Here is a 12322-nt window from a genome sequence, read left to right on the forward strand (position 1 = left end):
GGTTGGCGTGTCACTCGTCTCAGCATTTTCAATACTCCCCGGTTTGTGGGAAGTTCAACATAGGCCCTGACCTAAAAAGAGGATGCTTATGAGTAGTATGGGCATTGCTATTGCGGCAACTGGCCTTTCACTCGTCCTGATATTTTTTTGGATGATCTCGTTGTCAATGCGTAAGCAACGGCTTCAGGCAGAGAGGAAAGCTCGCGAAGTGGCGTATCGCAAAGCGATGCAAAAAGCACGAGAGCAAGAACAAAAAGAGCGAAAGTTTAAAGCAGAAACCGGTCATATCCCGACGATTTTGTTTTTGGCCAAAGAAGCAGAGCGAGAAAATATTAAGGAAGCTCTGCATTGGTACGATAAAGCGGCCAAACTGGACAACATTACTGGCATGTACGGTATGGTGAGACTGAGCGAGCGGATGCGTGAAGATGTCATTCTAAGAGAGCAAGCCAATTTCTGGCGCATGGCTATTGCTGGATTGGAAGGTGATGTAGATGCGACCTTTGCTACAGGTAAAGCGCTCGTCTTTGGCCGAGGAGTAGAGAAGAACCTAGCGAAGGGACATCAACTTATCGAAGCGGCCGCCAACAATGGTTGTATTGCCGCAATGCTGCATATGGGGGAGTGGCAACTTTCCCCTGAGAACGTTTTAGGCCGTAGTGCGGATGCATTGTATTGGTTTATGAAAGCAGCAGATAAAGACAGCGCTGATGGAAAGATCCAAGTTGGACTTTGTCATCTAAATGGCATTGGCACAGAAATGAGCATGGTAAAAGGATGTTATTGGCTAGAGAGAGCCGCTGAAAGTGGTAACGCAGAGGCGATGTTCCATGCTGGTGATGCGTGGAAGGACACCAGTAAAACAGGTAATGCGATTGCGTATATATGGCTCTTTCTTTCTGCGAATATGGGTTTTGAACCTGCACGAGCACTGCGCGATGAGGTCGCTAGTAACATCGGCGTAGATGTGGTTGTCGGTTTGCAATCTATTGCGAAGCCTCTTCAACGTAAACTGGTATCTGGTATGGTGAAGAAGCATTCCATTATCCGTGCATTAAATAAAGTTTATAAGCGTGAAGCATACTTCCCAAGTGGCGCAAAATTGTCCGAAGAGCTTCATCATGCGGATCAAGAAGAGACGCAATCACAGGGTGAGCTTTTAGAGTTAGGTCTTCAGTCTAAGTTGGTTGAGGAGCCTGCATTCTCTACAACCCTCTCTAAGGAGGCACTCGACTTTACGCAAAACTTCTTACAGCCACAGAATCTCAACAAGCCTCATTCGTGAGGCTTTCTTAACGATACCCAAGCATCTAGACGTTACTTGGATAGTATTTCGCACTATTCTAGATTAGTTACTAGCGTATTTTCAATTGAGTCTTCCCGTATGCTGTGTGGAAGGCTCTTTTTTTGGAGAACTGAAAACCCATTTTTAACAATTGGATCACGAAAGATGATTAGCTAACCTGTTGAGTTCGCGGACGATACCGGCGTAGTCATTCCAAGCGTGAACCTGACTGAACCTCGGGATAACAGAGGGGGATAGCCTCAAGATTGCGCTCAACAAAGTCAAAATGGAAATTAAGAAAATGGTCCTGAAAACGAGCTCCCTTATCGGCTCCAGTGAAGAGCATGAGAATTGAGTTAGAGAATCCTAGTTTGTCGGATACACTACGTCTTTCGTGAATTTGGCGCTTGACGCTGTCTTTGAATTATTGATAACAACAAGAAGAGGTCTGGTACTATGCAAGGTATCCTCTCTATACAATCGCATGTTGCTTTTGGCCACGCTGGTAACAGCAGTGCTGTTTTCCCGATGCAACGTATGGGTTTCGAAGTGTGGCCTATTCACACGGTTCAATTTTCTAACCACACTCAGTATCAAGAGGGTTGGACGGGCCGTGCGTTTTCGGCTGACGACATCAGTGAATTAGTTTGTGGTCTTGGCAACATTGGCGCGCTAGAAAAATGCCAAGCGGTATTGACTGGCTATCAAGGTAGTGCAGAGCAGTGCTTAGCTGTTGTCGACACGGTGACTAAAGTGAAACAGGCTAACCCTGAAGCGCTTTATGTGTGTGATCCAGTAATGGGCGCGCCTGACAAAGGCTGTATCGTTGCGCCAGGTATTGCGGATCATTTGTTGACTCGATTGATGCCGATGGCGGATGTGATCGTGCCAAATCAGTTCGAACTAAGTCAATTTGCTGAAATGGAAATCCACACGCTAGACGATGCAATCACGGCGTGTCAGCGTGCTCTGGAGAAAGGACCTAAAGTGGTATTGGTGAAACACTTGTACTGCCTGTCAGACTCAAGCTTCAACATGTTGTTAGCGACCCAAGAAGGCACCTACTTAGCGAAGCGTCCTCATTTCGAATTTGCTAAAGCACCAGTGGGAGCGGGCGATTTGATCTCGGCGATCTTCACTGCAGGCTTACTGAAAGGGTGGACACCGAAGCAGGCGTTCCAACATTGTCATGATGCTTGCTTTGGCGTACTTAACGCGACTTTCCAAGCGGGTGAATGGGAACTGCAAACCATCGCGGCCCAACAAGAGTTCGTTGAGCCTAGTGCACACTTCCCATTGGAAGAAGTGACACTAAGCCACTTATAATCGTGACGTTTATACTACCCATGCATTTGAAGGCAACGGGAAAAAAGAAAGGGGGAGCTAATTTGCTCCCCTTTGTTTATTTTCGCACTGCGTTTCAGTGTTCTTTTTGTTGCTCTGCACGGCACACAGCGGCAGTGAAGATAACATCTGTTGAGCTGTTTAGTGCCGTTTCAGCCGAGTCTTGAATCACACCGATGATAAAGCCAACGGCAACAACCTGCATCGCCACATCGTTAGAGATACCAAATAGACCACACGCAAGTGGGATAAGTAGCAGAGAACCACCGGCTACGCCAGATGCACCACATGCAGAAACCGCAGCCACAATGCTAAGAAGTAGAGCCGTCATTAGGTCGATTTCAATGCCCATCGTATGCACTGCTGCAAGTGTTAGCGTGGTAATGGTAATTGCCGCACCTGCCATGTTGATGGTCGCACCAAGTGGGATAGACACAGAATAAGTATCTTCATCTAGCTTTAGTTTTTCACACAGTGTCATATTCACCGGGATATTTGCAGCACTTGAACGAGTGAAAAATGCGGTTACACCACTTTCACGAAGGCATTGAAACACCAATGGGTAAGGGTTCTGCTTGGTTTTGTAGTACACGATTGCTGGGTTTACCACTAATGCAATGATCGCCATCGCACTTAGCAGTACCGCTAGCAGGTGAGCGTAGCTGGCTAATGCGCCAAAACCCGTTGTTGCAAACGTTGATGCAACTAGGCCAAAGATACCAAATGGTGCCAGACGAATGATGAAGCGAACAATATGAGAAACACTGTGGCTTAGATCTTCAAATACCGCTTTCGTTGTTGCTGACGCGTGATGAAGTGCCAGACCAAGACCCACACCCCAAGCAAGAATCCCGATGTAGTTTGCTTCTACGAGGGCGTTCACAGGGTTATCAACCAGTTTGAACAGCAGTGTTTGAATGACTTCTGCAATGCCTTGTGGTGGTGTTGCACCTTCAGCACCAGTTACTAGCATTAAATTAGTTGGGAAAAGGAAGCTAAGAACTACCGCAGTTAGTGCCGCAAAAAAAGTACCGGCTAAGTAAAGCACCACGATTGGACGCATGTAAGTGTGTTGGTTTTTCTTTTGGTTTGCGATAGATGCCGCGACTAAGATGAATACTAAGATCGGAGCAATCGCTTTTAGTGCGCCAACAAAAAGGTTACCTAGCATGCCAACGCTTTCGGCGTGGTTGGGTGAGATTGTTGCTAATAAGATCCCGAGGACGATCCCGACGAGAATTTGGAGGACGAGGTTACCACGAGCGTATCGGGCAACGAGGCTGTTGTGTTGCATACATCATTCCTGCAATTTATGTCTGAGCAACGGCGTAATGTTCCTTGAACGAAAAGGGGGGCCAAATATTGATTTATGCGTTGCTAAGAGCTCTGATTATCGATTTTCCAATTTAATCAATTCAGCTAATTTACCCGCTGAATATCACACATCTTAACTTGGTAATATTTTGTGTCTAGTTTTAGTTTATTCTAAGGATGATTGTTTGCAAAAAGTTGATTTGGGTGAGGGTGATGTTGTTATGTGTAACTAAGTATTAATGGCGGGGCGGCATTAGATTCTAAAAAGGAGGCTTTCGCCTCCTTGGTATTATCGCTAATAAGAAAACAGCATACACCCAAGCATCTCAAGGTTACTTGGGTATATCAAAAACCTTGCTGACGCTTACGTTTACCATCAACAACACTGCGCACCATTTTGCCGAACTGTTTGTTTTGCGCTCTCTGCTCTGCGAGAGTCGCGCCGTTATGGGCTTGTTCGCGCAATAACTTCTGATAGTTAGTAAAGCGTCGTAATTCAAGAGCGCCGTTTTCAATGGCGGCTTGAATAGCACAACCCGGCTCGGTTTGATGTTGGCAATCACTGAATCGACAGTTTTCTGCTAGTGCTTCAACATCGGCAAAGGTTTCACTGACGCCCGTTTCGCAATCCGCTAGTTGGATCTCCCGCATTCCCGGCGTGTCCATTAAGATCCCACCGGAAGGCAGTAGATGGATTGAGCGTGCAGTCGTTGTGTGTCGACCCTTGCTGTCATCCTCGCGAATGTCGCCTGTTGCTTGTTCTTGCTCTCCGAGTAGAGTATTGACCAAGGTAGACTTACCTACACCAGAAGACCCGATGAAAGCAACAGTCTGACCTTCACCACACCAACTCTTCAACTTAGCAACGCTTGCCTTATTCAGACCATTGACACTTTCTACCATAAGCAGTGGGTCGAGTTTTTGTACTTGAGCTTTGAACTCGTCAGCATCTTCACATAAGTCTGCTTTCGTCAGTACAATCACGGGCTCTACGTCAGCTTCATTGATGAGTGCTAAATAACGCTCAATACGGCTGAGGTTAAAGTCGTGGTTGAGTGAACAAACGATAAAGACAGTGTCCACGTTGGCGGCGATTAGCTGCTCCGCGACTTTACTGCCGGCGGCTTTACGGCTGAACAGGCTGCGACGTTCAAGTAAACGAGAAAACTGCTGCTGGTGGTTTAGTATCACCCAATCGCCCACCGTCATGCTAGGTAGCGAGGTCTGGATAGGGAGATGGATTTCGCCTTGTTCGCTAACCAAGACATAGCCACTACGATGGTGAGCAATCACTCGTGCGAAAAGCGTGTCTTCGTAATCGTCTAATGTCAGTTGTTGGTGAAAAAATGGTTTCCAACCTAATCGCTTTAATGGGTTAGGTTGAGTAAGTAGTGCTTCACAAAAAGAGTGTGTTTTGTTCATTGTTGAATTATCCCAGACGCAACAAAGTGCATTAATACAAACCGCATTAGGGTCTAATTCGCATAGAGCTGACCCCGGTGAAGACCGGGCAAAGAAGGGAGGAGTTGTAGCTCAGCCATGATAAAAGTTGGATGTTTACCCTTTCACTGCCCAGTTAGTGCTATTCATTACAATCATCATATTTCCTCTTAGTTGGTGAGTTAACGACTGGAGTATAACGGCTGTAATTCGAATCTTACAACTTCTTTGCGTTTTTTAGAGTTATATTCGACGCTCTTCCATCACTTGTGAATAGGCGAGAAATCGATTGTAGCATTGCGTAAAAAATACTTGTAAATCGCGCCTTGATTATATATCTAAGTGACTTTACGCCAAGTCATTCTCGCCAAATCGGGTATGGGTATATCTAAGAAGGGAAGTCGTAGCACGGAGGTAAAGCGAAATCACGCTTTGAGCTCACCAACTGAAATAAAAACGCTCCTGATGTACAGGAGCGCTAACAGATGATTCAAGCGATTAATGATGAACGTGCTTTTTCATTCCTGCCATCACTTTCTTAACGGGTGCTTTAAAGCTTTGTTTCTGGCCATTGTCGTAAGTAACAGTCACTTCGATTTCATCACCTTCGTTAAGCGGTTTTGTCAGGTCAAATAGCATGATGTGCAGGCTGCCTGGCTTAAGCTCGGTGGTTTCGTTCGCCTTTAGCGTGATGCGTTCAATTTGGCGCATTTGCATCACGTCACCATCTTTAATTACGTCATGCAGTTCCACTTTTCCGGCTGCAGGTGTTTCTGCTGCGATGATATTGATGTCCTCTTGGCTACGGTTGGCGAACGTGACAAAGACCGCACTCGTCAATGCACCAGGTGCCATTGCACGTGCATATGGGTCCTGCGGCATGACACTTAAGTTCGCTTGAGCAATCGAACTAAGTAGAAGTGCGCCCAGCGCTAGCGTTTTGATTGCGTGTTTAACCTTCATTCGAATTTCCTTCTGCAGTCAGTTTTGAAATGGCGTCGACGATCGGCGCTGGTGTGAGTGTGTGCGGCACCTTGGTAATCAGCGTACCGTCAGGTTTTAAGAAGTAAAAGTAGGAACTGTGGTCTAGGGTGTATTTTAGCTCGGATCCTTCAAGCTCAGTCTTACGGAAAATGACGCCATAGCGGTGAGCGAGAGGAGTAGTGACATCGAGTGGTGCCGACAGGCCTTCAATCATTGGGTGGAAGTAGTGGGCGTATTTAGCAGAAGCATCCGCTTCATCACGTTCTGGGTCGAGAGAAATGAACATAGGACGAAGTTTTGCTTTTTGTTCATCATCAATTTGGTTCAACGCACCAGCCAACATCGCGAGTGATGTTGGGCATACGTCAGGGCAACGCGTAAAACCAAAGTACACCACGCGCACACGTTCGTCGCCCGTATCAAAGATCCTGACAGGCGTATCGCCTTCACCGAAGAGAATAACCTGTTCAGAGGTGGCTGCTTGCTTTTTCTCGGTTTCTGCTTGTCCATCTAAGTAGGTTTTGGTGCCAAAGCCGAGCACGAATGCGACCACGAGAAATAGGGACCAGTTGCGGCTCATAAGCGTTCCTTATCTTTGCATTTTTATGGCAGGGTAAATGGTGCTCTGCCCATCTGTGAGTTTTCCGACCCATGTCATGGTATCGTGCATACATACGGGCAGGGTTATCTCTCCTGAGTATGTGCCTAAAGCTTCTTTTTTAAGCACAAATTTAGGTTCTCCCATGTCCATTTCTCGTCCTGAAAGGCTCAGGACTAATTGTTCCGCTTGGCTGTCATGCCATGAGACTTCTAAATAGGCAGGAATCAGAGGTTGAGCGGTATCCACATTGAGTGTCATGCTGACTCCTTGTTGGAGACAAGCCGTGGTTGAGAGCAAGCAATACTCATCGAGAGGCTTTGATTCGGGAGCGGAAGAGAGCTTGTGGATGAGGTCGGGCGCGTAAAAACCCGCGACTAAAGCCGCAACCATCCCTAAGATTTTTAACACTTTCATTAAGATTCAGCATTTATAACTTAACATTGCCCGCATCCTAGCACAGATGCAAAACGTAAAAAGGTGTCACGTCGACAAATTTTGTACTACTCCTATGTAATTGAGTGGGTTGTGGAAATAAAAAAACGGAGCACTTGGCTCCGCTTTTCAATGGTTTTGTATTAGCTTATTTGCCCGAATCTGCGAATTTCTCTAGACCAAGGACAAGCGCAATGGCGACCAGCATCATGATAATCGCTAAGACCAGCTGCGAAGGTTGCGAGGTGATGTGCTCGAATTCAAACGGTGACAGGTTGTGTTGCAATAGTGGTACTTGCTCGCCTTTTGAATTAGTGCGCCAAGTCAGCGTCTCTTTCCATGGCCAAATTTTAGGCAACGTACCGATCATTAAGCCTGTTAGGAACATTAATGTGAAGTCGCGGAACTTGCGTAGTAACCAAGACAATAAATGCGAGAAAGAAAGTAGACCAATCACGCACCCAGTCAAGAATAAGGCGAGAATATCGACTTGGAGCCCCTTTACTGCAGCGAGAACAGGCGTGTACATTCCGATCAGTAGCAAAATGAAGCTGCCAGAAATCCCCGGTAAGATCATGGCACAGATGGCGATGGCCCCCGCAAGCAGAGTGTTCATCGCTGTTGGTTCTATATGTAATGGGTTAAGAACCGTAATGCAGTAGGCAAAAGCCACACCTGCGAGTAGGGTGACAAAGCTTAGGGCATCGCGTCTTTCCACTTGGCGAACGATGTGGTACACGGACACCAAAATCAGACCGAAAAAGAAAGACCAAATTGGAATAGGGTGTGTGTCGAGTAACCAAGTAATTAACTTCGCTAGGGTCACGATACTGGTAAAGACCCCAGTAAACAGCGAGATAAGAAAGAAGCCATTTATATGATTAAACGCGGCTTTAAAGCCATCTCTTCGCCAAATAGAGAAAAGTGATGGATTAATGCGACGAATACTTTCTAGAAGCGTGTCATAAATGCCCGTGATGAATGCAATGGTACCGCCTGATACGCCAGGAACAACATCGGCTGCACCCATCGCCATTCCTTTAAAGAAGGTGATTAGATAGTTCATTTCTCGAGTACTAAGTCATGTAGATGGTATTGAGTATACAAACATTGATGCCAAAAAAGTATGAAATAGTGGTACGGATGATATCGAAACAAATGCCAATTCTGAGAAAAGTAAGTACTTTACGACTTTAAGCTTGGGAAACACAGAGTGATATGGCGTTGTGCGCGGTGTCTATCTCTTAAGTAACCATCGCTGTTAGTTAGGTAAATTACAGCAAATAACAGACAAATACGGTGAATCTAGTTGTTTGATGACTTATTTATCATTTATGTTATCGAATTGCGCAATGCAAATGCAATTTGCATTATTGTTTTGCATTTTGCAAAAGGTTGTTGCTTAAAGGAATTTGATATGAGATATCGTGCCCAAAAATAACACTTTACAATCATGGCATGATTAATGCATAATTTGTCTCGACCCTTCTTAAGCCGAGGGTCACCTAGCCAACTGACGTTGTTAGTGAATACATATTGTTCACATCAAATATAAGCCAATCGCGTTTATTGCGGTTGGCTTTTTTTTGTCTGAACGATATTCCTAAGGCAACCAACCCTTTGGGAGCGTGTCACTGAGACAATGTTATCGTTAAACAACTTGGAAAGAATTCGCGACTATGTTGCGTTATTTTCTTTGAGCTTGAGTCAGCAACCACGCACTGAATCCTGCATCTTGAAACCACTGGGTGTATATCTAGGTGATGTTGCTATATGTGAAAAGTTGCTTATTTTCTTTGCAATTTGCATTATTTGATAAAATTGCGAAAAAAAAGGGCTGACGTATTACGTCAACCCGGTGTTTTACAGCGGTCATCTAACGGCTTAATAGCCCATCAACTGCAACAAGTTTTCTGCTGTAACAATCGCTTCTTTACGATTAGCAATATTCAGTTTCTGATATAAGTTGCGAATGTGCGTCTTGATAGTCGTGCCAGCAACATCCAATTCTTGAGCAATTTGCTCATTGCTAAAGCCCGAATAAATTAAGCCCAGTACTTGCCATTCACGTTGAGTGAGTGGGCTAGTACGCACTAGTTCTGGCACGTTCGGGTGATTCACCAATTTTTCGATGAAGTCTTCATCAAAGTGAATGGATCGACTTCGCTGATTGGAAGAGATGTCTTTCATCAACTGTTGGGCGCGGTGACGCTCTAGATCGCCCAATTCATGGCGTAGACTCAGTTTTTCGAGTAATCCGCCAATGATCGCGCCATCAATAAGGAAGTTGCCAATCATACCGGTTTGGTTGGTCATCACCAATGCCTCTTTCAGCAGATCTTTTGCTTGTTCCTCGTCTTTTTGACGCACCGCAAATACCGCCTCTACGACTAGGTTGCGGTTGGTGTCAGTGATCAAATTGGCACGCAGTGCTTCACTTTTTAAGAATTCCAACGCTTGGCGAGCTTCATCGTACTGACCCAAATTAATGTGGGCACGTACGATGTTACGCCACTGAAGTTGCTGGAAGTGGTTGCATGCTGACTCAGGGCGCACAGCAGTAATTAACCACTCTTGAATCGCTTCTATGTTGCCACGGGCTTGCCAGAAAAGGATCAACGACAGTGAGGCATTTGCTGTCCAATCGACGTGGTAAGTCGATTGATTCATCAAGTGTTGAATGTGCTCAATGAACTTGCCCGCTTTGTCCAGTTCACCACGGCCAATTGCAATACGTGCCAGCATAGAATAGCTGTGTAAGTGCTTGCTTGGTGAATGGTTTTCCAGGATTTGCAGACCCTTGTACGCACACTCTTCGGCTTCATCTAGACGATTCCAACACCAGAAAACTTGCGCACGAATACGCAGCAAGAACTCGTGCAAAGGAACATGCTGCAGTTGTTGGTCTTCAATCAAGCGGAAGGCGGAATCTTGCAATTCGAATGCTGCTTGAACGTAACCTTGCGCGATCATGATCTCACTTTGCTGCAAGATAGCCCAAAGTGCTTGGTGGTATACCTGATATTGGCGTGCCAGTTTTTCAGTTTGTTGCATCATCGGCAACGCTCGGTCTAGTTGACCAAGCACATGATTCACTTCACCTACGACTGAGGTTGCAACGATACGGCTACGGTATATCGTTGAACTTAGCTGGCTCAACGCCAGTTCAGCGAGTTCAAGCGCGCGTTCTGGCTGGTTACTATTTATGGCAACTTGGGCAAGTAGGGCATTGGCTTGGCCTTGGTAGCCAGAGTCTAATTCGATCTTGCGCTTAGTGTGTTCCTTTTCTGCCTCTGCTAGTAGCTTGCCAACTTGATTATAGCGATGCTGACTTTGCGCTAGCCAAGCACGTAGCATGGTTAATTTAGGGTGACTAAACAGCAGCTCACGATCAAGTTGGTTAATTGCCGCTTCGAGAGTGGCCAACTCACCTTGGTTAAACATCTTCCAGCCAAACTCGTTAAGAATTTCAATGATTAAGCTTATGTCACAGGATTTCTGTGCATGATGGAGCGCTTGATGTGGTGCTTTTTGGTTTAGCCACGCTACGGCGGCATTGCGGTGTAAGTCTTTTTCTTGCTGAGGAATGCGAGCAAGACGCTCATGAGATAAAAACTCACCAAACAGATTATGGAAACGGAACCAGTTTTGCTCGCCTTCTAATGGATAGATGAAAAGACCGTATCGGTTGAGCGATTCAATCATGCCTAATGCATCTTCACGTTGAGTCAACGCGAACACCAGCTCATCATTGAAGTGGTTCAAAACCGACACTTGCATGAGAAAATGACGGGTTTCGTTATCGAGTAGGTCAAAAACCTCTTCAACTAAGTAATCCCATAGATGAGCGTGATTAAACTGAGAAACTGACTCTACCGTTTGCGCGAGAGTACGGTTTTGATGCTGTGCTTGTAGTGCAATGAGCTGCAATGCCGATGGCCATCCTTCTACGTAACCGCGTAGGTTGTTTGCCATATCTTCATCAATGCCATCGGCAATGCGTTGGTTAAAAAAGCGCGTGGTTTCTTCGGTATCGAATGCCAGCAGCTCATTGCCAATTTCGATCATCAGGTCACGCACTCGTAGGTTAGCAGTCCCTAGTGGTGGGTTAGCACGACTCGTCACGACCACCGTGAGGTTATCTGGCATGTGCTTTAAGAAAAAACGCATCGATTCATGGATTTCGTCGTTGGCGATCAGATGGTAATCATCTAAAACGATATAACACTCGTACTGAAAATCTTCCATCTCAGCGAAAACTTCGCTAAATAAAGAGCGTAAAGAAGAGAATTGACGCTTTTCAGCCAGCTTTTGAGCGTTAGAGCAACTGTAATTGGTTGCTTTGTTTAAAGCTTGTAGTAAGTAATTGACGAAACGGAAGCCATCATTGTCGCTATCGTCGATGCTATACCATCCGACGTTTGGCTTATCTGACAACCATTGAGCTGCCATGGTTGTTTTGCCGTAACCAGCAGGGGAGCGAAACAAAACCAGTTTGTAGTAAGGCGCATGTTGTAGTAAGTCCAACACTCGTGGGCGGACGATGGCATTGTGTAAGCGGCCGGGGCGAGTGAGTTTAGATGGAATCCACATTGTTAATTCTGTCCTTAAATTTTTGAGCTAGCGAAACTAGAAACAGACCCACACGACCAAATTTTGATTGTGTGCAAAAAATGTTAGGGTGGCGAGTCGCTTTGAATGGTACGACATGAGAAATGCTATTTACTTTGATCCACTTCCTAATTCTTAAGAACTGAGTAAACATTGCTCATCTACGCCCTGATTTTGTGATTTTAATCACCTAAATGTTGATTTTGTTGGTCTCGTGTAGATTGGGTTGCGCGATTTTTACAGAAAAACCATTAGCGTAAAATCTTTTAATGTGATCGATAAGACAGTTTTTACATCCCAGTAAAAAGGTC

General features: G+C 45.5%; 9 protein-coding genes and 1 pseudogene. 3 read left to right on the forward strand and 7 right to left on the reverse strand.

Features of this window, described 5'->3' with window-relative positions:
• Positions 1 to 88: 88 nt before the first annotated feature.
• The 3 genes and pseudogenes from ACVA54_RS02630 (at position 89) to pdxY (ending at position 2611) form a co-directional block, all read left to right on the forward strand.
• Positions 89 to 1285, forward strand: coding sequence for a tetratricopeptide repeat protein (locus tag ACVA54_RS02630; RefSeq protein ID WP_446649381.1), 1197 nt, complete (start codon positions 89 to 91; stop codon positions 1283 to 1285).
• A 210-nt stretch (positions 1286 to 1495) separates the two neighbouring features.
• Positions 1496 to 1640: pseudogene (locus tag ACVA54_RS02635) on the forward strand (AbrB/MazE/SpoVT family DNA-binding domain-containing protein).
• 101 nt (positions 1641 to 1741) lie between these two features.
• A complete protein-coding gene (gene pdxY, locus ACVA54_RS02640; RefSeq protein ID WP_099079589.1) occupies positions 1742 to 2611 on the forward strand; it encodes a pyridoxal kinase PdxY in 870 nt (289 codons plus the stop codon).
• A 94-nt stretch (positions 2612 to 2705) separates the two neighbouring features.
• On the opposite strand, the gene sstT is transcribed toward pdxY, so the two are convergent.
• From sstT to malT, 7 genes are all read right to left on the reverse strand, one after another.
• Positions 2706 to 3923: a serine/threonine transporter SstT gene (gene sstT / locus ACVA54_RS02645; protein ID WP_099079590.1), complete on the reverse strand. Its 1218-nt coding sequence runs from the start codon at positions 3921 to 3923 to the stop codon at positions 2706 to 2708.
• Between the two features lie 365 nt (positions 3924 to 4288).
• On the reverse strand, positions 4289 to 5365 hold the full coding sequence (gene rsgA, locus ACVA54_RS02650; protein ID WP_099079591.1) for a ribosome small subunit-dependent GTPase A: 1077 nt from the start codon (positions 5363 to 5365) through the stop codon (positions 4289 to 4291).
• A gap of 516 nt (positions 5366 to 5881) precedes the next feature.
• A complete protein-coding gene (locus ACVA54_RS02655; RefSeq protein WP_446649382.1) occupies positions 5882 to 6346 on the reverse strand; it encodes a copper chaperone PCu(A)C in 465 nt (154 codons plus the stop codon).
• On the reverse strand, positions 6336 to 6947 hold the full coding sequence (locus tag ACVA54_RS02660; RefSeq protein ID WP_099079593.1) for an SCO family protein: 612 nt from the start codon (positions 6945 to 6947) through the stop codon (positions 6336 to 6338). Before ACVA54_RS02660 ends, ACVA54_RS02655 begins: the two co-directional genes overlap by 11 nt.
• A 9-nt stretch (positions 6948 to 6956) precedes the next feature.
• On the reverse strand, positions 6957 to 7382 hold the full coding sequence (locus ACVA54_RS02665) for a hypothetical protein (protein WP_099079594.1): 426 nt from the start codon (positions 7380 to 7382) through the stop codon (positions 6957 to 6959).
• Positions 7383 to 7548: 166 nt separating this feature from the next.
• Positions 7549 to 8466 (reverse strand): DUF368 domain-containing protein, encoded by a 918-nt coding sequence (locus ACVA54_RS02670; RefSeq protein WP_119464125.1) that lies wholly within the window; start codon positions 8464 to 8466, stop codon positions 7549 to 7551.
• 818 nt (positions 8467 to 9284) lie between these two features.
• Positions 9285 to 11993, reverse strand: a complete 2709-nt coding sequence (gene malT / locus ACVA54_RS02675) for an HTH-type transcriptional regulator MalT (protein ID WP_119464124.1) — start codon at positions 11991 to 11993, stop codon at positions 9285 to 9287.
• Positions 11994 to 12322: the final 329 nt, after the last annotated feature.

The sequence above is a fragment of the Vibrio sp. PNB23_22_6 genome, assembly GCF_052877535.1.

Coding starts and splice junctions, on each gene's coding strand:
- ACVA54_RS02630 (WP_446649381.1), top strand. CDS start 89: ATGAGTAGTATGGGCATTGCTATTGCGGCAACTGGCCTTTCACTCGTC.
- pdxY (WP_099079589.1), top strand. CDS start 1,742: ATGCAAGGTATCCTCTCTATACAATCGCATGTTGCTTTTGGCCACGCT.
- sstT (WP_099079590.1), bottom strand. CDS start 3,923: ATGCAACACAACAGCCTCGTTGCCCGATACGCTCGTGGTAACCTCGTC.
- rsgA (WP_099079591.1), bottom strand. CDS start 5,365: ATGAACAAAACACACTCTTTTTGTGAAGCACTACTTACTCAACCTAAC.
- ACVA54_RS02655 (WP_446649382.1), bottom strand. CDS start 6,346: ATGAAGGTTAAACACGCAATCAAAACGCTAGCGCTGGGCGCACTTCTA.
- ACVA54_RS02660 (WP_099079593.1), bottom strand. CDS start 6,947: ATGAGCCGCAACTGGTCCCTATTTCTCGTGGTCGCATTCGTGCTCGGC.
- ACVA54_RS02665 (WP_099079594.1), bottom strand. CDS start 7,382: ATGAAAGTGTTAAAAATCTTAGGGATGGTTGCGGCTTTAGTCGCGGGT.
- ACVA54_RS02670 (WP_119464125.1), bottom strand. CDS start 8,466: ATGAACTATCTAATCACCTTCTTTAAAGGAATGGCGATGGGTGCAGCC.
- malT (WP_119464124.1), bottom strand. CDS start 11,993: ATGTGGATTCCATCTAAACTCACTCGCCCCGGCCGCTTACACAATGCC.